This is a genomic window from Merdimmobilis hominis, assembly GCF_016901855.1.
In the GTDB taxonomy this organism is placed as follows: domain Bacteria; phylum Bacillota; class Clostridia; order Oscillospirales; family Ruminococcaceae; genus Paludihabitans.
The window spans coordinates 51,306-72,947 of the sequence record NZ_JACJKY010000010.1 but is presented as its reverse complement, the minus strand read 5'-3'; the positions used below and the strand labels follow the sequence as shown (position 1 = coordinate 72,947).

General features: G+C 50.4%; 17 protein-coding genes and 1 pseudogene. 14 read left to right on the top strand and 4 right to left on the bottom strand.

The annotated features are described in order from the left end of the window. Nucleotides 1-30: 30 nt before the first annotated feature. From H6A12_RS07790 to H6A12_RS07775, 4 genes are read left to right on the top strand one after another with little or no spacing between them, the layout of a single operon-like run. The gene (locus tag H6A12_RS07790) at nt 31-1,203 is read left to right on the top strand and encodes a PepSY domain-containing protein (protein ID WP_204446594.1); all 1,173 of its coding nucleotides are present in this window, start codon (nt 31-33) and stop codon (nt 1,201-1,203) included. Further along, on the top strand, nt 1,193-1,891 hold the full coding sequence (locus tag H6A12_RS07785; RefSeq protein WP_204446593.1) for a polyphosphate polymerase domain-containing protein: 699 nt from the start codon (nt 1,193-1,195) through the stop codon (nt 1,889-1,891). The genes H6A12_RS07790 and H6A12_RS07785 overlap by 11 nt, the downstream gene beginning before the upstream one ends. Nucleotides 1,892-1,915: 24 nt before the next feature. Further along, nucleotides 1,916-2,587 (top strand): DUF4956 domain-containing protein, encoded by a 672-nt coding sequence (locus tag H6A12_RS07780; RefSeq protein ID WP_204446592.1) that lies wholly within the window; start codon nt 1,916-1,918, stop codon nt 2,585-2,587. 4 nt (nt 2,588-2,591) lie between these two features. Next, complete coding sequence (locus tag H6A12_RS07775) at nt 2,592-4,040, top strand: CotH kinase family protein (RefSeq protein WP_204446590.1); 1,449 nt, start codon at nt 2,592-2,594, stop codon at nt 4,038-4,040. A gap of 45 nt (nt 4,041-4,085) precedes the next feature. Here the strand turns inward: H6A12_RS07775 and H6A12_RS07770 are convergent, their stop codons facing one another. Next, nucleotides 4,086-4,265 carry a hypothetical protein gene (locus H6A12_RS07770; protein ID WP_204446588.1) on the bottom strand — a complete coding sequence of 60 codons (180 nt, stop codon included), beginning with the start codon at nt 4,263-4,265 and terminating at the stop codon, nt 4,086-4,088. Between the two features lie 99 nt (nt 4,266-4,364). Next, complete coding sequence (locus H6A12_RS07765) at nt 4,365-4,634, bottom strand: hypothetical protein (RefSeq protein WP_204446586.1); 270 nt, start codon at nt 4,632-4,634, stop codon at nt 4,365-4,367. A gap of 959 nt (nt 4,635-5,593) precedes the next feature. Between H6A12_RS07765 and H6A12_RS07760 the strand changes: the two genes are divergently transcribed. From H6A12_RS07760 to H6A12_RS07730, 7 genes are all read left to right on the top strand, one after another. Continuing rightward, complete coding sequence (locus tag H6A12_RS07760) at nt 5,594-6,802, top strand: YibE/F family protein (RefSeq protein ID WP_204446584.1); 1,209 nt, start codon at nt 5,594-5,596, stop codon at nt 6,800-6,802. 48 nt (nt 6,803-6,850) lie between these two features. Further along, nucleotides 6,851-12,220, top strand: a complete 5,370-nt coding sequence (locus H6A12_RS07755; protein ID WP_204446581.1) for a CehA/McbA family metallohydrolase — start codon at nt 6,851-6,853, stop codon at nt 12,218-12,220. A 391-nt stretch (nt 12,221-12,611) separates the two neighbouring features. Continuing rightward, nucleotides 12,612-14,219, top strand: coding sequence for a substrate-binding and vWA domain-containing protein (locus H6A12_RS07750; protein WP_204446579.1), 1,608 nt, complete (start codon nt 12,612-12,614; stop codon nt 14,217-14,219). After that, nucleotides 14,219-14,827 carry a 5-bromo-4-chloroindolyl phosphate hydrolysis family protein gene (locus tag H6A12_RS07745; RefSeq protein ID WP_204446577.1) on the top strand — a complete coding sequence of 203 codons (609 nt, stop codon included), beginning with the start codon at nt 14,219-14,221 and terminating at the stop codon, nt 14,825-14,827. The genes H6A12_RS07750 and H6A12_RS07745 overlap by 1 nt, the downstream gene beginning before the upstream one ends. After that, the gene (locus H6A12_RS07740; RefSeq protein ID WP_204446574.1) at nt 14,824-15,879 is read left to right on the top strand and encodes a hypothetical protein; all 1,056 of its coding nucleotides are present in this window, start codon (nt 14,824-14,826) and stop codon (nt 15,877-15,879) included. The genes H6A12_RS07745 and H6A12_RS07740 overlap by 4 nt, the downstream gene beginning before the upstream one ends. A gap of 26 nt (nt 15,880-15,905) precedes the next feature. Then, nucleotides 15,906-17,045, top strand: coding sequence for a toxic anion resistance protein (locus tag H6A12_RS07735; protein ID WP_243415391.1), 1,140 nt, complete (start codon nt 15,906-15,908; stop codon nt 17,043-17,045). 255 nt (nt 17,046-17,300) lie between these two features. After that, nucleotides 17,301-17,846, top strand: a complete 546-nt coding sequence (locus H6A12_RS07730) for a hypothetical protein (protein WP_204446572.1) — start codon at nt 17,301-17,303, stop codon at nt 17,844-17,846. Here the strand turns inward: H6A12_RS07730 and H6A12_RS13430 are convergent. Next, a pseudogene (locus H6A12_RS13430) lies at nt 17,830-18,210 on the bottom strand (zinc transporter ZupT); the annotation flags it as partial. The gene H6A12_RS07730 and the pseudogene H6A12_RS13430 sit on opposite strands and share 17 nt — an antisense overlap. 224 nt (nt 18,211-18,434) lie before the next feature. Beyond that, complete coding sequence (locus H6A12_RS07725) at nt 18,435-18,824, bottom strand: metal-dependent transcriptional regulator (protein WP_204446570.1); 390 nt, start codon at nt 18,822-18,824, stop codon at nt 18,435-18,437. 248 nt (nt 18,825-19,072) lie between these two features. Between H6A12_RS07725 and H6A12_RS07720 the strand changes: the two genes are divergently transcribed. The 3 genes from H6A12_RS07720 (at nt 19,073) to H6A12_RS07710 (ending at nt 21,609) form a co-directional block, all read left to right on the top strand. Beyond that, a complete protein-coding gene (locus H6A12_RS07720) occupies nt 19,073-19,285 on the top strand; it encodes a FeoA family protein (protein ID WP_204446568.1) in 213 nt (70 codons plus the stop codon). Nucleotides 19,286-19,378: 93 nt separating this feature from the next. Next, a complete protein-coding gene (gene feoB, locus H6A12_RS07715; protein WP_204446565.1) occupies nt 19,379-21,442 on the top strand; it encodes a ferrous iron transporter B in 2,064 nt (687 codons plus the stop codon). Continuing rightward, nucleotides 21,442-21,609, top strand: a complete 168-nt coding sequence (locus H6A12_RS07710) for a FeoB-associated Cys-rich membrane protein (protein ID WP_204446563.1) — start codon at nt 21,442-21,444, stop codon at nt 21,607-21,609. The genes feoB and H6A12_RS07710 overlap by 1 nt, the downstream gene beginning before the upstream one ends. Nucleotides 21,610-21,642: the final 33 nt, after the last annotated feature.

Sequence of the window (21,642 nt, the reverse complement as noted above, 5' to 3'; positions counted from 1 at the left end):
AACAAACGGAAACCGAAAGGAGCAATCAACATGAAATCGAGAAGAAAATTATTAGCGGCGGTCTCTTCCCTGGCTGTAGCGGCTGCAGTCCTTCTGACCGGATGCGGAGCGCCGGCACAGGAGGGAACGGCGCTGAAAGAAACCGGTATCCTCACTCTGAGCGTCAATCCGGAAATCCAAATCGAATACAACAGGGACGGCAAGGTCACCGCCCTGACCGGCCGGAACGATGATGGCAAGGGCATTGTGGAGGCCTATCCGGATTATATCGGAAAAGACTGCAAGACCGTCCTGCGGGATCTGATTGTTGAGATCAATGAGGCAGGTTACTTTGTGGATGACATTGACGGCAACAAAAAGAACATCGTCCTGCAGCTGGAGCCGGGCTCGGTACTTCCCAGCGACGATTTTCTGGCTGATATGAGCGCCAGCACGCAGGAAGCGGTCAAGGGATTGGAGCTTTCCTCCGGTATCGTGACCATTGACGACGATGACTATGATCCCGCCTATGCCAAAGACGGCAAGCCGTCCCCCTACATCACACTGGAAAAAGCACAGGAAATTGCGCTTGCCCAGGCGAATGTCAATGCAGCGGACGCGGTATTTGACGATAAGGAATTCGATCACGATGACGGAACCCCGATTTTTGAGCTGGAGTTCATGGCGAACGGGAACGAGTACGAGTATGACATTCACGCGGTCACCGGCAAGGTTGTCAAGGCGGAACATAAGACTGCCGGCAGCGGTTCCACCAATTACAACGATACCGACTACGGCCCGAATAATGACGGCGTGACCGATTACAATGACACGGACTACGGTCCGAGCAACGATGGCGTCACCGACTACAACGACACGGACTACGGCCCGAGCAACGATGGCGTCACCGACTACAACGACACCGACTACGGCCCGAGCAACGATGGCGTCACCGACTACAACGACACGGACTACGGCCCCAACAACGATGGCGTCACCGACTACAACGACACCGACTACGGCCCCAACAACGATGGCGTGACCGATTACAACGATACCGACTACGGCCCGAATAATGACGGTGTCACTGATTACAACGATACCAATTATGATGATCACGGCAATACCAATTACGGCGATACCAATTACGACGACGGCGGCAGCGATTACGACCGGGAAGCTGACGATGATTGGGACGACGGGGATTCCGGTTATGACGATTAAGCCGGAAAACGAGCTCCCCTTGCGGCATGAGCTGAAGCACCGGATCAACCTGCGGGAAGATCTGGTGCTTTCCCAAAGACTGAGAAAACTGTTTGCCCACGACAAAAACGCCGGGCCCGGCGGCACATACCGGGTAACCAGCTTATACTTTGACACGCCCTATGACAGCGCCCTGCGGGAGAAAATCGACGGGGTCAACCGGCGGGAAAAATTCCGCCTGCGGTATTACGGGATGGACACCTCTTTCATCCGGCTGGAAAAAAAGTATAAAGTAAACGGCCTGTGCGGCAAGCGCAGCGCCCGGATGACGCAGGAACAGGTAAAGGAACTGCTTTCGGGCAGCTCCGAATTCCTGCTGGATTCGGATGAACCGCTTTTCACCGAGCTTTACAGCAAAATCAAAGGGAAAGGTCTGCGGCCGAAGGCCATCGTCCGTTACGACCGGGAGGCTTTTCTCTATGCGCCCGGCAATGTGCGTATCACGTTAGATCGGGATATCCGCACCGGGATTGGAAATGTGGACTTCCTGAATCCGGCGATTTTCTACATGCGCGCCATGGAGCCTGGAACGGTGCTGGAAGTCAAATACGATGCATTTTTGCCGGAGCTTGTCCGCATGGCGGTGCAGGTACCCGGAAGGCAGGCGGCGGCCTGCTCCAAATACGCCCTGAGCCGGCGGTTCGATTAAAATTATCTGAGGAGGAAGGGCCTTATGACCTTTCAGGATATTTTCAAATCCAGCTTTCTGGAGAATATCGCCACCATCTCCATACTGGACATGGTGATTGCCATGGTATTGGCCTTTCTGCTGGGATTGTTTATCTTTTTCATCTATAAAAAGAGCTACAGCGGCGTGATGTATTCGGCCAGCTTCGGTGTAACACTGATTGCTCTGTCGCTTATTACCACCCTGCTGATTATGACGGTGGTGAGCAACATCGTGCTGTCTCTGGGCATGGTGGGCGCTCTGTCCATTGTCCGGTTCCGCACCGCGATCAAAGAGCCCATGGATATCGCCTTCCTGTTCTGGGCGATTGCGGTGGGCATTGTGCTGGCGGCGGGCCTGATTCCGCTGGCGGTGTTCGGCAGTATCTTCATCGGAGCGGTGCTAATTGCCTTCTCCAAAAAGAAAACTGTGGATTCCCCCTATATCCTGGTGGTGCACTGTGAAAACAGCGGGATCGAGGAACAGGCACGGATTTTTGTCAAATCTCAGGTCAGGCGGCTGAATCTCAAGAGCAAGAGCGTGGACAACGGCTGTGTGGAACTCAACTATGAGGTTCGTTTGAAAGAGGACAGCAGCGCCTTTGTCAACGAGCTGGAGGCCATGCCGGGCGTGTCCCGGGTGGTGCTGGTTTCCTACAACGGCGACTACATGGGATAAGGCGATGGTAAAGCATAAGTATATCGACTGGATCTGCATCGGCGCGGCGGTTTTGGCTGCCCTTCTCACCATACTTCTGATGTTCGGAGAACAGCTGGGAATCCCTAAGGCCAGCGCCACCCCGGGATATGCGACCCGGCTGTTTGATGACAGCCGGGTGCACACCATTGATATCCAAATTGCGGACTGGGGCGCTTTTATCGAGGATGCCGAACGTGAAGAATATGAAGCCTGCACCGTCGAAATCGACGGGGAGGAGTTCCATAATATCGGCCTGCGGGCCAAGGGAAACAATTCCCTGCGGCTGACGAAAGAATACGGTTTGTCCCGTTATAGCCTCAAGCTGGAGTTCGATCAGTTCCAGGACGGCGGAAATTACTATGGACTGGACAAATTTTCCCTGGATGCTTCTTTTCAGGACAACAGTTACCTGAAAACCTACATGGCCTACGACATGATGGCGTTTATGGGGGTGCCTGCTCCTCTTTGCAGCTATACCTGGGTGACGGTCAATGGGGAGGACTGGGGACTTTTTCTGGCGGTAGAGGAACCAGAAGAGGCCTTTGCCCGCCGAAATTTTGGAAATGATTACGGAAAGCTGTATAAGCCGGATTACCGTTCCCTGAACGCGGAAAACGCCGACGTGGCGCTTCGTTATATCGACGATCACCCGGACAGTTATCCCGGTATCTTTGAAAATGCCAAGTTTAAGGTATCGGAAGCCGATCAGAAGCAGGTGATTGAAGCGCTGAAAACCCTGTCCACTGGTGAAAACCTGGAAACCGCCGTCAATGTGGACGAGGTGCTGCGGTATTTCACCGTGCAGGTTTTTGTGATGAACTGGGACAGCTATCTGGGCCATACCGGGCACAATTACTTTTTGTATGAGGAAAACGGAGTCCTCAGCATCCTGCCCTGGGATTATAACCTGGCTTTCGGCACCTATGCTCTGGGTATGACCGACCCTATCAAAGATCCCAATATCCTCATCAACTATCCCATCAACACCCCGGCGGAAGGCAAGGTTATGCTGAACCGTCCGCTTTACCACAACCTGATGAAGCACGATGCGTACTTTGCCCGCTATCACGACTATTTCCACAAACTCCTTTCGGAATACTTTGAAAACGGTCGGTTTGAAGCTACCCTTCGCCAGACGGAAAAGCTGATTGCCCCTTATGTTCAAAAAGATCCCACCGCCTTTTGCTCCTACGAAGACCACCGGCTGGCGGTGGATACGCTGGAACAGGTCTGTCTGCTGCGGGCCGAGAATATACGCGGTCAGCTGGACGGTGAAATTCCCGCTACCATCCGGGGACAGCAGGAAAACCCGGACGACAAAGTTGACGCTTCGGAAATTCAACTGACCGACTTGGGAGATTTCAAGGACTTGGAGGAATCAAAGGAACGGCAGGATGCGGCGTTGGGAGACATAACAGGAAAAAGCACTTAGAACCGGAGCGTTCTAAGTGCTTTTGCGCTTTATAACGGGAAAGACTCACTTTTCCGGCTCCGGTTCTCCGGGCTTTCTAAATACCAGGATGCCTTTGGAAGAGGGCATGATGGAGCAGGACACAAACTCAAATCCTTCCTGTTCCATTTTGTTGGCCGTTTCCTCTATTTTGGCGGCCATTTCCTTTGCCTTGGGAGAATATTTGACTACCATCGTTTTGTACATCGAATTCACCTCCTGTTCACCTTTTTCTTTCTTTTCCTTATCTAAGGGATATCGTTTTTCAGGGGCAAGACTCAGCTGCCGAAAATAGGGCGAGGGGGCTTAAGAGACATTTTCTGCCGCCTGATTCTGCAAAAAGTATAGCAGGGTCTGTTCCTGATCTATGGGGAAAGTACGGGGAAGCCACAATGTTTTGGTGCATGGTTTTTTCTGGCTGGAGCCATAGGCGTCCCTAGTCTTTTTGGTAAACTGACCGTGGAGACGAATGGAACGCCTGCCAATATGATAGCTCTCCAGCCGGAGTAGGGTGAAGGTGAATTCTACCCGCTCTTCCATGCTGCCGCTGTATCCGGTATAGCTTTCAGCAGCCATTTTCCAAATCGCATGCTTCGCTTTTCCTGCATTGTCCTTATCCCCAGTCTGCTGGATTTGCATTTTCTTGATTTGAAAATGACAAACATCCGACTGTTACCGCCAGGATATCGATGAAGCTGCGAAGGATTAGGTCGGGAATGTCAGCGGCATAAAGAAGTTAAAGAGAACTAAATTCACTCCAAACAGCAGGCCGCCCAGGATGAGCGCCCGGTTTTCCGTCGTTTGTTTTTCAAGGGGAGTCCGGCGCCGTATTGGCTGCTGTAAAGGATGATTCCTTTCATATCCAACCTCTATATTTAATAAAAAGCAGGCCAAGAGCAGTTAGGAAAAAAGTCCTGCATAGTACCGTCCTGTAATTTGATATACACATTTATAATACTATAGTTTGGATTAAGACTCTACCTTTGTTTGGTTAAGACTTTGTGAAATTGAGATAAAAGCCATAGACTAATCTGTTTTTACGAGATATCAACAAAAGTATGATAGAGCCTTTAATACGGAAATGTTATGTTGGTATCGATAACCGTTAGTATTAGGTGCCTTTATTCCATTTTCTCAAAAAGATGAGACAGAGAAGCAAATATTCAATATACCATACTGCCTGCCAAATGGGGTACAGTTCAAATATTTTATTTGCAACGGCAAAACAGCCGGTTCCCAGTGGGATGACGAATTTCAAGGCAATCCTACCGGGAACCGGCTGTTGCATTATGGGCACAGGGCTTCTTATCTAAAGAAAATTTAATATAGTCATATTTTTATACGTCCAAAGTTTTACTGGTATTTTACGTGGGTGAGGTGGAAAAAAGCACGGCTAGTATTTTAAAATATAACCGCATGTAGTATCTGTTATGAAAATCTTATTCCCATCTAACGATACTGTAACATGACTTTTAAACAGAAATCTTAGTATGAAATTCAAGTTCCAAGATACTTATCGGAGGGGAGCTGTCCATATGCTGAAAAAGCTGTATGGGAAACTGGAGATCAGCATAAATGCTTTAGAAAGCTGGATGAAAGAGCGTAAGAATCTCGCCGGCCTGCTTGTAGGAATTGTCATTTTAGGCGGGCTGATCGGTTGCGCCATTTGGCTGAATCAACCTGTAGAAGGCGAGGTCCCTACAAGTGCCAGCCAAATGGCGTACGAAAAGGCCAGCGTTACAGCTGTTTTAGAGGATGGTGCGGTCCCGGATTATGAGGATGCGGAAGGCCGGCGCGTGGGAACGCAGGAACTGGAAATCCGCATTCTGACTGGTACGCATAAAGGGGAAATCATGAGTCTGACGAACTACATGAGCGCCTTGTTTAATGTGGATGTGGAAAAAGGGGATCAAATCATTGTGCGGATTATGACCGACGAAGACGGCAGCTATTACGCTTCTTTGTTTAACTATAACCGTGGGATTGTTCTGGGCGTTTTTGTGCTGATCTTCTTTATCCTTCTGGCGGTACTTGGTGGGAAAAAGGGGCTGGGTGCGCTTCTTGGCCTGCTGTTTACTCTGGCAAGTATATGGTTTGTTCTCATCCCCTGTCTCATCCGGGGTATTCCGGCTATCGCTGCAACAGTCGGTATTGTCGCTGTAACAGCGGCAGGAGCTCTCGTTTTGCTCAATGGATTTTCCCTAAAGACACTCTGTTCCGTGCTGGGGTGTGTCATCGGCGTTGTGGCAGCAGGGGGGATTGCGGCGCTGGTGGGAAACATCACCCCTATGAATGGATTCAACATGCCGGAGGCGGAGAACCTTCTGCTCTATGGCGCTGATAAGGGCATGAAAATCAGCGGCCTGCTGGTATGCGGCGTCCTCATTTCTGCTCTCGGCGCGGTGATGGATGTCGCTTTGGGAATCGCCTCCTCCATCTGGGAGCTTCACGAACAGAACCCGTCGCTGCCGGGCAGGGCTTTATTCCGTTCGGGTATGCATATCGGCCGGGATGCGATGGGCACCATGGCGAACACCCTGATCCTCGCTTTTGCCGGGTCTTCGCTGAATATGCTGATTTTGGTTCAGACTTACGATATCCCCTTTATCCAGCTGATCAACACCGATTATATCTGCATCGAGATCATACAAAGCGTTGCGGGGGCTTTGGGGATCCTTCTTACCGTACCGATCGTCGCTTTCATCAGCGCCCGTCTTATGGCGCGGGGAAAGCGCGTTTCGTGATATATAAACAAGCATAAACCAAGATTTTAAAGGAGGATAAGAACAGGTATGAAGAGAAAGAAGAGCCTGCAAAGAGTCTTGTCGGCATTTCTGACGATTCTGCTGCTGGTTTCCGTCGTACCCACAGCCGTGTTTGCGGCGGGAACGGAAACCTATCAGAAGATCTCGGATGCAGCAGAGTTTGAAACCGGTAAATATGTGATGGCAGTAGATACCGGCTATGCCGTCGGCCCGATAGATGGCACCTGGGTCTCCGCGGTAAAGGTTACCTCCGGGGACAACGTCATAACCGATCCGGATGCCGGGATGGTAGTGGATCTTGAAGTGGCGGATAGTTCCGTCAAAATCAAGCTAAGCGATGGAAACTACATTGCGCCGAAGGGCGGAAACAATAACGGCATCCAAGCAGGCGAATACGATTGGGCATGGAGCGTGGAAAACGGCAAGTTTGTCTTTTCCGGGACGGAAGACGATACGGTCGTTTTAGCCAGTAACAAGAGCTCTCAGAATAAATTCCGTGGTTATAAAAAAGCAACCGCAACCGGAAATCCAAACGGGTATCCCTATCAGTTCACCCTGTATAAACTCGCAGAGAGCGGTTCGGGCGAGCAGAGTGTCGCAGCCCCGTTAGCTGACCCGGCGGCAGGAGCGGTAGCTTCGGGCGCCGAAATCACCTTGAGCACGGCAACGCCGAACGCGCAGATTTATTATACGTTGGACGGCAGTGATCCGGCGGATGCAAACAATACAGCCCGCAAGCTGTATTCTGCTGACAATAAGCCGGTTATTACGGAAGACTGTACGCTGAAAGCGGTGGCGGTTCTCGGTGCTTCCATGAGTGCAGTGCAACAGCTTTCCTATACCATAAAGGGAGAAGCCGTGCTTGAGGACGGCGATCAGGTGGTTATCTATGCACCGGAATACAACAAGGCGCTTTCATCGGAAAAGACCGGTTTTTACAATGTGGGAACAGACATTACCATTGGTTCCGACGGCACTGTGACCGGTTACACCGATGCGGACGTCTGGACGGTCGTTGCCAATGACGACGGCACCTATAGCTTCCAACAGGGCGGTAAGAACATCGGTCTGGGAGATAGCTATGCCAGCATGGATTTGGGCGCCGTCCACGACGACTGGGAAGTCATCGACCTGGAAGACGGCACCTATAACATTAAGAATACCGGACGCGGCAACTATATGGAGTGGTACGCCCAGTTCAGTAACTGGAGCACCTATAATAAGGGCAGCTTCGCAACCGACGGGCAGTTTAAACTCAAGTTCTACAAAGTGGAGGGCAGTGAGCCCGCGCCTGAGCCGGGAGCTCCCATCAAAGACGGCGATCAGGTGGTTATCTATGCGCCGGAATACAACAAGGCGCTTTCATCGGAAAAGACCGGTTTTTACAATGTGGGAACAGACATTACCGTTGGTTCCGACGGCGCTGTGACCGGTTACACCGCTGCAAATATCTGGACGGTCGTTGCCAATGACGACGGCACCTACAGCTTCCAGCAGGACGGTAAGAACATCGGTCTGGGAGATAGCTATGCCAGCATGGATTTGGGCGCCGTCCACGACGACTGGGAAGTCATCGACCTGGAAGACGGCACCTATAACATTAAAAATATCAAACGCGGTAACTATATGGAGTGGTACGCCCAGTTCAGTAACTGGAGCACCTATAATTCTAGCAGCGCCGCAACGGACGGGCAGTTTAAACTCAAGTTCTATAAAGTAGAGAGCATGCCGGTAGATCCGGAAGAACCCGCAGCCGAAGGGCTGGAAGTGGAGGCCTCTCCCAAGAGCGGCGCCAGCGTGGAAGCAGGACAGACGATTGTCCTGACTGCCGCAGACGGGGCGGAAATCTACTATACCATGTCCACAGACGGCACAGAGCCGGCGGATCCGGACGTAACAAGTGTGAGCCAGAAATATACGGCTCCCATCGAGATTGAGAAAACCCCTGAAACGGATAAGCCGGTTATTATCAAAGCGGTTGCCCATATTCCCGCTGCAGGCGTGGAAGAGGCTCAGACCGGCGAAGTTGTGACCTTTACCTACAAAGCGCCGATGAATCTGGGTGATTACACGCTGTATTTCGGCCAGCTCCATGCGCATACCAATCTTTCCGACGGTACCGGTACGGTGGAGCAGGCCTTTGACCACGCTTCCAAGGTGGATAATCTGGACTTCCTGGCGCTTACCGACCATTCCAATTCGTTCGACAACGATGCGAATGTCCATCTGGACTCCGAGAATGCCGAAGAGCTGAGCGAGGAATGGGAAGAAGGGCGTTCCGGGGCCAGAAATATCACGAAACGCGAAAACGGCACATTTGTTGGCTTATATGGATTTGAGATGACCTGGTCCGGCGGCGCTCCGGGACATATCAACACCTTTAATTCAGATGGATTTGAGAGCCGCAATTACGCGCCTTACAAGAAAGGCGACAATTATGATGTGCTCCAGGCGTATTTTGACACCTTGAATGAAAACCCTGAAACGATCTCCCAATTCAACCATCCGGGCGATACCTTCGGCGACTTTATGGATTTCTCCCTGTACGACCCGGTGGTGGACAACCAGATTACCCTGATTGAAGTCGGAAACGGCGAGGGTGCGATCGGCAGCAGCGGGTATTTCCCCTCCTACAGCTACTACACCCGCGCTTTGGATAAGGGCTGGCATGTAGCTCCCACCAATAACCAGGATAACCATAAAGGTAACTGGGGCGACTCCAATACCGCCCGCAGCGTCGTGCTGGCCACCGATTTAAGCGAAGAAGCCATCTATGACGCGATGAAGAACTACCGCGTTTATGCCACTGAGGACAACGACCTGTCAATCCTGTACTCGCTGAACGGCAACGCCATGGGCTCGATCCTGGACGACCAGGAGTCTGTCAATATTGAAGTTTCCATCAGCGATCCCACTGATACTGCCGGCAGCACGAAGGTGGAAGTGATCGTCAACGGCGGCCAGACCCTGGCGGAGCAGACCTTTGAAGGCGGCTCGGCTGAACTCACCTTTGAAAATTTACCGGCAACCTACGGATATTACTACCTGCGGATTACTCAGGCGGATAAGAACATCGCCGTAACGGCTCCTGTATGGGTAGGCGAAAGCCTGAATGCCGGCGTTTCCAAAACGTCCAGCAGCGTAGCCCTTCCCATCAAAGGGGATGAGATCAGCATTTCCAGCCAGATTTACAACAATCTCAGCGACGATATGCAGGTTACCTCCCTGACCTATACGATGGAAGGGCAGACGGAACCGTTCCACACGGCGGATGTTTCTTCCATCGGCAGCAACGGTGTGGTGGCGCCCAGAACCTCGTATTCCTACGAATTCCCCTATATGGCGGAGCAGGCGGGCGGTTTCAATATCAATGTCCAGATGAAAGCGATAATTAACGGCGAAGAGTTTACCTTTACCGATGTGCTGAAGCTCAGCGTGTCCGACCCGGCCATCGCTACCAAGGTGCTGATCGACGGTACCCATTACAACGATTATGTAAACGGATATTACTCCGGCAACATGACCAACTTCATCAATATGGGTACGGCGGACAATATCCAGGTGAGAATCGCACAGCCGGGAGAAACCATAACGGCCGAAACGTTAAGTGATGTTTCCCTGTTTGTTATTTCCGCTCCGCTGAAATACACCAGCGATTATACCGGGGAAGCGGAGATCAGCGTTTTTGAGGAAGAATTTGTAAATCTTGTCCGGGATTATGTGCAGGGAGGCGGCACAGTCATCGTCTGCGGTCTTGCAGACTATCAGGACGCCAACAGCGGCTCGCCGTATACCACCTATGAGCAGGTAAATAAGCTGCTGGAAGCCATCGGCGCCACCATGCGGGTCAACGACGATGAATTGATCGATCAGGATGACAACGGCGGGCAGCCATACCGGCTGTACTTTGACGACTTCAACACCGGCAGTACGGATCCGGTGGTGCAGGAGGTGCTGAAAGGCGTGGTGGATTCCGGCCTGCGCTACAGCTCCTACTCCGGATGCTCTGTCGCCGTCGGAAATGGTGAAGCAATCGTATATGGGCATAATACAACCTATTCCATCAACAGTAAAAATCCCGCCCAAGGACACAACAAGCCTGTGCTGAGTTACTCCGATCTCTACGATCCGGAAAGCGCCGTCGTGCAGAAGGGCGATGTTGTTGCCATGGCCACGGAGGCTGTCGGGGAAGGGCGCGTGTTCCTCTCCGGTACGGTGTTTTGCTCCAATTTCGAAGTAGCCGCCGAGGATCAGGTGAGCTATTCCAACGGCATTATTGCACAGAATATCTTGAATATGGTGAAAAAAGAGCCTGTCATAAGCACGATCGAGGAGGCCCGCGCCGGAACGGACGGACAGGTATTCACCGTGGTCGGCACGGTTGCAAACGGTACGGCAGAAACAGGGAACGCTTTCTTCAACACCATCTATATCCAGGATGACGCCGGCAACGGCATCAATGTATTCCCGATTGATGACAATAACATCCGCCGCGGCGACCAGGTGATGATCACCGGCTCCATCAGCGAATATATCGGGGATAAACAGCTGTCAGCCATCAATGTGACTGTCCTGGAAGGAAGCAAGGAAGTTATCATTAGCGACGCAACTACCAAGGAAGCTGACGATTACGAAGCCAATTTCGGTAAGCTGGTCCGTGTGGAAGGCGTCGTTCAGAGCGTGAAGCTGGCGAACGGGATTGTGGAGAGCATAGAGCTTCAGGATGAAAGCGGCCAAAGCTGCCGGGTATTTATTGACGGCTATATTGGCTACTCGGACGATGCTTCTCCGGAATTGGAAGGATTCGTGAAAGAAGGCGCAACGATCAGCGCGGTTGGGTTTGTATCCCATGATGCCGAAGGCAACCGTCTGCGGGTGCGCGACCGCTCCGAAATCAAGGCAGAGGAACAATCCCCTGTGTCTGAGAGCTATGATGTCATATTCGCCCTTACCAATGGCGCGGCAGATGGTGCGCTCAAGGCGGAAGGGGGCAAAGACTACGCGGCGACCCTGAAGCCTGCGGATGGATATGCCCTTCCCGAGACGGTAAAGGTCACGGTGGGCGGCGCAGAACTCCCCTCCGAGGGATACAGCTATAATGCCGTTACCGGTGAGCTTATGATATATGGGGCTTACATTACGGGAGATATGCAGATAATGGCTGAATTCATCAAAGTGCCGTCTGAAGAACCAGGGGATACTGAGCAGCCCGGAGACACCGAGACGCCTGATGATACTGAAAAGCCCGGCGAATCGGAAAATCCGGATGGCGAGGCTCCGTCGGAAGTTCCGGAAACGGGGGATTCCGCCAATATAACCGTCTGGCTGCTTGTTTTCGCGGCGAGTGCGATTCTTGTGATTCTAACCCTCTTCAAGCGGAAAGGAACCGCTAAATAGCCCTAAATTCTTTAGCTGCGCGGGCAGGTAATTTGGTTGCTTGCGCACCTGGAAGACAGTAATTCAATCTATGCGGGACAGCATGGTAACCCTGCTATGCTGTCCCGCATTTGTTTTCTAAGCATCCAGACCTTCGGCAATAAAACGTAATTCACGACCTTCTCCTTTCGCATTTATTTCTCCATGATTTCAGCAGAGCTTATCCGAAAAAATATATCCGAAGGCTAAAGTGGCAATAAAGATATAACGCAAATTTTACACAGGCTTTATATTGCTGTGGTAGATACTTTTACAGAGTGTAAAGTAAGATAAAACTATACTATCTTCAAAATGGGATCAGTGTAAGCCCTGATATTCATATCGAGAGAATCAATCGGGAGGGGGTCTATTTATGAAATGTATCAAGCGTTCCATTGCTTTGCTGCTAATGCTGTCCGTTATATTAACCATATTTGGCGGCTGTGATTTTGGAGACACAGACAGCGGTGAAGCGGATACGGTTTTAGGCAATGGCAGCTCGGTGCTGCGCATCATTTCCGGATCGGAAAACGCGGAGCTGGAGCCGATCTTGGAGGAGTTTGCAAAACAGGAAAATATACGCATCGAAATGACCTACCAGGGGTCTCTGGATATCATGCGTCTGCTGGGAGCAGAGGAAATCCCTTATGATGCCGTGTGGCCGGCCAGCAGCCTGTGGCTGACGGTGGGAGATACGGAGCGCCGGATCAAACACGCAGAGTCGATATCCATCACGCCGGTGGTATTCGGCATTCGCAAAAGCCTGGCGGAGGAGCTTGGGTTTGTGGGGCGCGAAGTATCGGTCAACGACCTGCTTCAGGCGATCCAAAGCGGGGAACTCCGCTTCTGCATGACCAGCGCTACCCAGTCAAATTCCGGCGCCAGCGCGTACATCGGTTTTCTGTACGCCCTTCTGGGCAACCCGGAGGTCATCACAGAAGAGGATTTGCAGAATGAAAGCCTGAAAACCCAGATGAAGGAACTGCTTTCGGGTGTGGACCGTTCCTCCGGCAGCTCCGACTGGCTCAAGGATATGTTTTTGGAAGGCGATTACGACGCCATGGTCAACTACGAGTGCCTGATTATCCAGGCCAACAAAGAACTGGAGGCGCGCGGAGAAGAGCCGCTGTATGCGGTATATCCCTATGACGGGCTGTCTATTGCGGATTCCCCGCTGGGATATGTGGATAAAGGCGACGATAAGCAGGAAGAGTTGTTTTTGAAGCTGCAGGAATATCTGCTGTCGGAGGACACGCAGGATGAGATCCAGCGCACCGGCCGCCGTTCGGGCTATACCGGCGTTTCCGAGAAAAACAAGGAAGTATTTCGCTCCGACTGGGGCCTGCAGCCCGACCGGGTGCTGTCGCCGATCAAAATGCCGGCTTCCGATGTCCTGTTTGAGTGTCTGAACTTATATCAAACCGATTTCCGCAAGCCTTCCCTCACCGTCTACTGCCTGGACTATTCCGGCAGTATGAGCGGCACAGGCAACGAACAGCTTGTTCAGGCCATGGAGCAGTTGCTGATTCAGGAGAACGCCCGGGAAAATTTCCTGCAGGCGTCGGAAAACGAAGTGAATATCCTGATTCCTTTTAACGATGGCGTGATCAATACCTATACGGCGGAAGGCAATGGCAGCGAACTGGAGGCTCTCTATGATGAAGTGAAAAATCAGGAGGTAGGCGGCGGTACAGATATGTACACGGCTGCTGTGCGGGGAATCGAAATGCTTAAGGAATATGATCTGTCCCAGTATACTCCCGCCATTATCCTGCTGACCGATGGGCAGTCCGGCGGTTCCCTCTATGATTTTGAGGATGCTTATGAAGATCTTGGGGCCGAGGTTCCGGTCTTTTCCATCATGTTCGGGGATGCCGACGAAACCCAGCTGGAGGAACTGGCGCAATATACCAACGCCCGGGTATTCGACGGCCGGGAGAATCTGACGGAGGCTTTCCGGAGCGTAAAGGGGTATAACTGATGAAAGATACCCCGCGAATGATAGCTTCTGCCCTGATTGCGGCTATCCTGTTTTTATTATTATTCCTGTTCCTCCACTGGAACCTGATTGTCTGTATCCTGCTGTGCGTCGGCGTCTACTTTGGGCTGTTCTTTTTGCTGAAACCCAACCGGAGGATCGCGGGCATTGATGTGGAATCCATGCCAGGCGGCGAGGAAATCCAGAAGCTTTTGGATGACGCCCAGACAGACCTGGCGGACATTGACAAAGCGGTGAAGGCCATCGCGGATCCTGCCGTGCAACATAATGCGCAGGCTTTGTACGCCACCGGGACAAGAATCCTTGCTTACCTCAAGGAAAACCCAGACAAAATCAAGCTTGCACGCCGTTTCTTTACCTATTATCTGGATACGGCTGCCAAGCTTTTGGCACGTTATGTGGATTTTCAAAATACGGGACTCCATTCGGAGGAGGTTATGGAAATCCTTTGTAAAACCGCTGAATCCCTGCCGGTGCTGAACAAAGCCTTTGAGAAGCAGTTTACCCATCTAATGCAGGGGGAACTGCTGGACGTAGAGGCGGATATTGAGCTTTTGAAGAGCACTTTGAAAATGGAGGGCGGGAAATGAAGACAAAACTTATTGGTTTAGGTATTTTAGCGGCCGTTATCATAGCTGCTGTCGCCTATGTGTTCATAAGTAACAATCAGACTGTTGCCGAAATCAACGGTTATGTGGGCGGCGAAAAAATCGGCCTGCTGGAAGACGAGGAAGTACAGGACATCCTGCGGGACAGGTACAAGCTGGTCATCGACTATGCGAAAGCCGGTTCCATCGACATGATCACCGCCGACGCTACAGGGCGGGACTTCCTGTTTCCTTCCAACCAGACGGCGCTGGAGTTGTATAAGCAGATCAACGGAGACCCGGTGAAAAGCGAAATTATCCTGAATACGCCCATTGTCCTGTATACCCGCAGTGCCGTAGCGCAGGCGCTGGTTGACAGCGGAATCGCCTCGCAGACCGACGGCGTGTATACAGTAAATATGGTCAAACTGACCGAGGCTATTGAAGCTGGGACAGCTTGGGCGGATATCGGCCTTCCCCAGCTTTACGGCAGCATCACTGTGGGCACCACCGATCCCACTAAATCCAATTCCGGCAATATGTTCGCCGGCCTTTTGGCCAATACCCTCTGCGGCGGCGTGGCAGACGAAAGCAATCTCCCGGCAATCCTGCCCCGGCTTCAAAGCATCTTTCAGAAACTGGGGTATATGGAAAGTTCGTCCTCCGATCTGTTTGACCAGTTCCTAAAAACCGGCATGGGCGCCAAGCCCCTGATCGCCGGCTATGAAAACCAGCTGCTGGAATTTGCGGCGGAGAACCCGGATACCTGGGAACAGATAAAAGAGGATATCGTGATGATGTACCCGACGCCTACTGTCTGGTCCTCCCATGTATATATAGCGTTGGACGAGGCGGGGACCGCCGGGATTGACGCGCTGCTGGATGAGGACATCCAGCGGCTTGCCTGGGAAAAGCACGGGTTCCGTACCGGCGTGTATGATACCCCGACGGATGCAGAGCATTTTGGCGTATCGGGTATTGCGAATGAGATTACCCAGGTGGCGCCGATGCCTGACGCAAATACCATGGATCAAATTATCAAGGCCCTCTCATAGAGAGTGCAGGAAGGAATGAATAGGATATGGCAGAAGAAATTACTTTGGATACTTTAATGCAGGGGAAAGAGAATACTGCCCTGCAAAAACAGGAGCCGGTGGATGTGGAGACGGTCTGCACCCAGATAGAAGAATTGACCCCAGAGCAGAGAGAGCGGGTAGAAGAGTTAAAAAACAGTATCGACCTGATGGATTCCCAGACTGCGCTTCAGTACGGCATTGGAGCGCAGCGGAATATTTCCAGCTTTTCCGACAACATCCTCACACAGGTGCGCAGCAAGGACAGCGGCTATGTGGGAGAACTGATGTCGGATCTGGTCTTGAAGGTCAAGGATGTGGGCGTCGACCAGTTGGACAACGGCATTTTAGATAAAATCCCTTTTCTGAAGAACGCCTCCCGTGCAATCAAAAAATTTATGCAGCGGTATGAAAAGCTTGAGGTACAGATCGACCGCATCGAGCAGGAACTGGAACAGGCGCGGATGCAGATGCTCAAGGACGTCACCATGTTCGACGGGCTGTATGAAAAGAATCTTGAATATTTCCAGGAGCTGCAGATCTATATTGCCGCTGGCGAGGAAAAGTTGAAGGAATTGCGGGAAACCACCCTTCCAAAGCTCCATGCGGAGGCATCAGCCAAAGGCGATCCCATGAGCGCCCAGGCGGTGCGGGACTTTGAGGATACGGTGAACCGTTTTGAAAAGAAAATCCACGATCTGAAACTCAGCAAGACCATTGCCATCCAGACGGCGCCGCAGATCCGCCTGATCCAGAATAACGACAAAATGCTGGTGGATAAGATCCAGACGGCCGTGCTCAGCACCATCCCGCTTTGGAAAAGCCAGGTTGTCATTGCCCTGGGTCTGCACCGGCAGGAAACCGTGTTGCAGATGCAGAGGAGCGTAACCGACGCCACCAATACGCTGCTCACCAAAAATGCGGAACTGCTGAAGCAGAACAGCGTGGAAGTAGCTAGAGAATCCGAACGCGGCATCGTGGATCTGGAAACGCTGAAAAAGGTCAACGCCGATTTGATCTCTACCATAGAAGAAACCATCAAAATCCAGCAGGAGGGCCGCGCCGCCCGTCAGAATGCGGAAGTAGAGTTAGCGGGAATTGAAGAGCGGCTCAAGCAAACTCTGTTGTCAGCCGTGCAAAATCGATAACTTGCCAAATGCAGAACCCCCTTTCAAAACATCGAAATAGTTTAGAAAAGTGAGCGGCTGTATCGAGCATGGGTGATGTATAAAGTTTGGCGCCAACATAATATCTCAGTATGTCGACACAGCAGGTAAGAATGCAAAAAAGATTGCGGAGCAGTATACCTAAGACCAACTCAAAGAAGATCAAGATGAAGACTAGATGACAATTAAAGAATACATAGGCTCGTTTATGGGTAGCAAATAACAGTTTTTTCGCAGATGGCAGACCCGTACCAGGCTGGTTTCTTAGGATTTTGCCTGCATCTGAAGAACTACTGGGATCACACGGATGAGGAGCATCCTGCCACTGCGGCGGACATCATCCAATACCTTGCCTCCATCGGGATTTCCACCACGCGGAAAACTGTGGCGGAGGACGCTGCCGAGCTGCAGAACAGCGGCTTTGATGTGATATGCAACCGCAGCCGGCAGAACGAATACTTTATCGGCTCCCGCCATATGGAGCTTGCCGAGCTGAAGCTGCTGGTGGACGCAGTGCAGGCCGCCAAATTCATCTCCCCGAAAAAGAGCAAGGAATTGATCGGCAAGGTGACGGAGCTTGCAAGCCCCTATCAAAGCGATACGCTCAAACGCAGTCTCTTTGTGGACGGCAAGGTCAAAACCAGCAACGAGTCCGTCTATTATGCTGTGGACACGCTCCACGAAGCGATCCAGAAGCAAAAAACGGTAGCCTTCCGGTACATCGAATATACGCCGCAGAAGAAAAGGGCGTATAAGCATGGCGGACAGGTATATTATGAATAGCAATTGCCAGCACTGTAAATATGCCCATTCTCATCAATCGTTTCGGTTGCGGATCTTTAGTTTGCACATCTTCGATTTTCCTTATTTCATGGGGGTTTTCGCCTGGCGGAATCAGTTTGTCGATGATTGCGATGACCAGCATTCCGCCGAAAAAAGCAGCAACAGTGATCCAACTGCCTATACGATGTCCCATTTGAGCGACCAGTGCTTCTTGTGCTTTAAAGAAAATTTCAATCATGGAAACATAGATCATAACACCGGCAGAAAAGCCTAGGGCGACAGAAAGAAATTTTCGGTTTGTATGGCGGCAGAGAAAAGCGATGAAACTGCCGACACCGGTACTGAGACCGGCAAGAAGTGTCAGAAAAAAGCTGGAAAAACATGATCCAAAGTATCACTCCGTTCCTAAAACAACAATCAGTTAGTTAATGCTAACTGATTGTTGTTTTATCATGGTTTTCATGGTTTACTGCATTATTCAATTGTATTTTTAAATATGAATCTGTTAAATTTCATATTCAGAAAGAGACGGAACCTTACATAAAAGCAAACCAGAGACGCAAATAAACGCCTCTGGTTTTCGCATAATTATACTGATTCGAATGATACAGCTTTCTTTTCGTTGACATGTCGTTTAATCGCTTCAAAAGATTTGTCACTGATGTCATGTTCGATTTTACAGGCGTCTGCTGAAGCAGTTTCGCGGTCGACACCTAGCCGTATTAAAAATTCCGTTAAAAGCATGTGCCGCTCGTACATTTTAGCTGCAATTTCCTCTCCCATAGCAGTGAGATGCAGATACCCTTCCTGATCTACCGTAATGTATTCCCCTTGCTTTAACAAGCCAACCGCTCTGCTGACACTTGGTTTGGAAAAATTCATATATTCCGCGACATCCAGCGAGCGGACATCGTGATTCTTTTTGGTTAGGATATAGATCGTTTCCAAATACATTTCACCGGATTCTTGTAAATGCATAATAAAAACTCCTTTTAGTGAATTATAATATTATATCATAAAATGACATTTGATTCAAGCCGGGTGGTTATCTTTAAATGATAATCAAGAAAAAAATAATAATTTTTATAGTTTAGCTTGACAAAACAAAAAATATGGAGTATACTGTCAAATAGTTAGCAGTCGCTAACCTTATTTAAGCCGATCAAGTTAGCTTTCGCTAACGCCATAAAGTTGTTCTATTCGGATGATTAGGAGTGTAATTTAAGATGACCTTAAGAGAAGCGGTCGAAGGAACCGAATATATCATAAAGGCGATTGAAACTGACGATGAAGAGATGGATGCCTTTTTGTTTTCTTTAGGATGCTACACGGGGGAATCGATTACCGTTGTATCTCATCTCAAAGGTGGATGTGTCGTTTCTATCAAAGACGGCAGATATAACATTGATCATCAACTGGCAGGTGCTATTATTGTATAATAGCATCTGCAGCGGTTGATATATTTTTTGTTTGTTGGTTAGCGTATGCTAATTATACATAAAATCATGGACAAAATCTGAGGAGGAACCGCTATGAGAATTGCGTTGACAGGTAACCCGAATTCGGGTAAAACCACCATGTATAACGCGCTGACAGGCCGAAATGAAAAAGTCGGTAACTGGGCAGGAGTTACAGTAGAAAAGAAAGAGTATCCTATTAAAAAGAGCTATTACGCAGGGGGAGAGCAGTTAATCGCTGTCGACCTGCCGGGTGCATATTCCATGTCCCCGTTTACCAGCGAGGAAAGCATCACAAGCTCCTATGTCAAAAAAGAGAATCCGGATGTCATCATCAATATTGTTGACTCCACCAACTTGAGCAGAAGTCTGTTCTTTACCACACAGTTGCTGGAACTTGGGATTCCCGTTGTGGTAGCGCTGAACAAAAGCGATGTCAACAAAAAGAAAGAAACTAAGATTGACGCTGAAAAGCTTTCCGAGAAGTTGGGTTGCCCTGTTGTAGAAACAGTATCTATTTCTGCAGAAGGTTTAAAAGCGGTGGTAACGCAGGCGGCGGCTCAGGTCGGTACGGATCAAACAGCTCCGTTCCATCAGGGAAATATCGACCTGACCGATAAAAAGGCAGTAGAGGCTGCAGACCGTAAGCGTTTTGATTTTGTCAATGGAATTGTAAAAGAAGTGGAAACCCGCAAGGTTTTGACGAAAGATAAAAACCTCAACGATAAAATTGACCGCGTTCTGACCAACAAATGGCTGGGCATTCCGATTTTCGCCGTTGTCATGTTCTTGGTATTTGAAATTTCCCAGACTTATCTGGGCACCTGGATTGCTGAAGGCGTGGAACTGCCGAACGGCACCTTTATTCCGGGACTGGTCCCTCTGCTGGAAATGTTCCAGGGCTGGATCGGCGGCCTGATGGAAGGGGCGAATCCTCTCCTTTCGGCACTGCTGGTAGACGGCGTAATCGGCGGTGTGATTGCTGTTGTAGGATTCCTGCCGCTGGTTATGGTCATGTACTTCCTCATCGCTATTTTGGAAGACTGCGGATATATGTCCCGTGTGGCAGTGGTACTTGACCCGATCTTTAAAAAGGTTGGTCTTTCCGGTAAATCCGTTATCCCGTTTGTTATCACTATCGGCTGTGCAGTTCCTGGTATTATGGCAAGCCGTACCATCCGTAATGATCGTGAACGCAGAGCGACTGCAATGCTGGCTCCGTTTATGCCGTGTGGTGCGAAGATCCCGGTCATCGCTTTGTTTGCAGGTGCCTTTTTTGACAATGCAGGCTGGGTGAGCGCGACCATGTATCTGTCCGGTATCGTACTTATTTTCCTGGGCGCATTGCTGGTCAATAAAATTGCAGGCTACAAAAACAGAAAGTCCTTCTTTATCATTGAATTGCCGGAATATAAAGCACCGTCTCTCTGGTTTGCTTTTAAAGCAATGTGCAGCCGCGGCTGGGCTTACATCGTAAAAGCTGCTACTATTATCCTTTTGTGTAACACAGCTGTTCAGATTATGCAGACATTTAACTGGAGCTTCGGCGTTGCGGAAACTTCGGATTCTTCTATTCTCGCTTCCATCGCCGGTCCGTTTGCTTACCTCCTTGTCCCCATCGTGGGCGTTGTGTCCTGGCAGTTAGCGGCAGCGGCTGTAACTGGCTTTATCGCAAAGGAAAATGTCGTCGGTACTTTGGCTGTTTGCTTTGTAGGACTGGAAAACCTGATTGATGCCGATGAACTCGCTTTGATCGAAGGTGCAGGCGCAGAGGCTGCAAGCATTATCGCCATCACCAAAGTTGCAGCGCTGGCTTACCTGATGTTTAACCTTTACACACCGCCTTGCTTTGCGGCGATCGGTGCGATGAACTCCGAAATGAAGAGCAGCAAATGGGTTTGGGGCGCAATCGGCTTGCAGCTGGGCGTCGGCTATACCGTAGGTTATGCGGTTTATACCATCGGAACCCTTATCACGGCTCCGGAAACCTTGAATGTAGGCGCAGCTCTTGCAGGACTTGCGGCAGTGGCTGTGTTTGCGGCTGTTATCATCGGTTTGATCCGCAATACCAATAAAAAGCTGAAAACAGAATATGCTTTGGATAATGCAGGCAAAGCGTATGCTGCAAGCAAATCATAATGGAAAATTTGATTATCCTTTTGATTCTTGCGGTGATCGTGGGAAGCATTCTGGTTTATCTGTATAAAGCAAAAAAACGCGGCGAAAGCTGTATTGGCTGTCCTTATGCAAAACAGTGTGCTTCGAAAGGAAAATGCGATCGCCGGGAAAAGGATCGCAATCAATAAAAGCAAATGATGCGGGGTGCGGACATAGAACCG

Excerpts from the sequence above, each read along its gene's own strand:
- H6A12_RS07780 (WP_204446592.1), top strand. The coding sequence starts at position 1,916 with ATGACCTTTCAGGATATTTTCAAATCCAGCTTTCTGGAGAATATCGCC.
- H6A12_RS07785 (WP_204446593.1), top strand. The coding sequence starts at position 1,193 with ATGACGATTAAGCCGGAAAACGAGCTCCCCTTGCGGCATGAGCTGAAG.
- H6A12_RS07725 (WP_204446570.1), bottom strand. The coding sequence starts at position 18,824 with ATGCATTTACAAGAATCCGGTGAAATGTATTTGGAAACGATCTATATC.
- H6A12_RS07755 (WP_204446581.1), top strand. The coding sequence starts at position 6,851 with ATGAAGAGAAAGAAGAGCCTGCAAAGAGTCTTGTCGGCATTTCTGACG.
- H6A12_RS07775 (WP_204446590.1), top strand. The coding sequence starts at position 2,592 with ATGGTAAAGCATAAGTATATCGACTGGATCTGCATCGGCGCGGCGGTT.
- H6A12_RS07760 (WP_204446584.1), top strand. The coding sequence starts at position 5,594 with ATGCTGAAAAAGCTGTATGGGAAACTGGAGATCAGCATAAATGCTTTA.
- H6A12_RS07765 (WP_204446586.1), bottom strand. The coding sequence starts at position 4,634 with ATGGCTGCTGAAAGCTATACCGGATACAGCGGCAGCATGGAAGAGCGG.
- feoB (WP_204446565.1), top strand. The coding sequence starts at position 19,379 with ATGAGAATTGCGTTGACAGGTAACCCGAATTCGGGTAAAACCACCATG.
- H6A12_RS07710 (WP_204446563.1), top strand. The coding sequence starts at position 21,442 with ATGGAAAATTTGATTATCCTTTTGATTCTTGCGGTGATCGTGGGAAGC.
- H6A12_RS07720 (WP_204446568.1), top strand. The coding sequence starts at position 19,073 with ATGACCTTAAGAGAAGCGGTCGAAGGAACCGAATATATCATAAAGGCG.
- H6A12_RS07770 (WP_204446588.1), bottom strand. The coding sequence starts at position 4,265 with ATGTACAAAACGATGGTAGTCAAATATTCTCCCAAGGCAAAGGAAATG.
- H6A12_RS07745 (WP_204446577.1), top strand. The coding sequence starts at position 14,219 with ATGAAAGATACCCCGCGAATGATAGCTTCTGCCCTGATTGCGGCTATC.
- H6A12_RS07750 (WP_204446579.1), top strand. The coding sequence starts at position 12,612 with ATGAAATGTATCAAGCGTTCCATTGCTTTGCTGCTAATGCTGTCCGTT.
- H6A12_RS07740 (WP_204446574.1), top strand. The coding sequence starts at position 14,824 with ATGAAGACAAAACTTATTGGTTTAGGTATTTTAGCGGCCGTTATCATA.
- H6A12_RS07730 (WP_204446572.1), top strand. The coding sequence starts at position 17,301 with ATGGCAGACCCGTACCAGGCTGGTTTCTTAGGATTTTGCCTGCATCTG.
- H6A12_RS07790 (WP_204446594.1), top strand. The coding sequence starts at position 31 with ATGAAATCGAGAAGAAAATTATTAGCGGCGGTCTCTTCCCTGGCTGTA.
- H6A12_RS07735 (WP_243415391.1), top strand. The coding sequence starts at position 15,906 with ATGGCAGAAGAAATTACTTTGGATACTTTAATGCAGGGGAAAGAGAAT.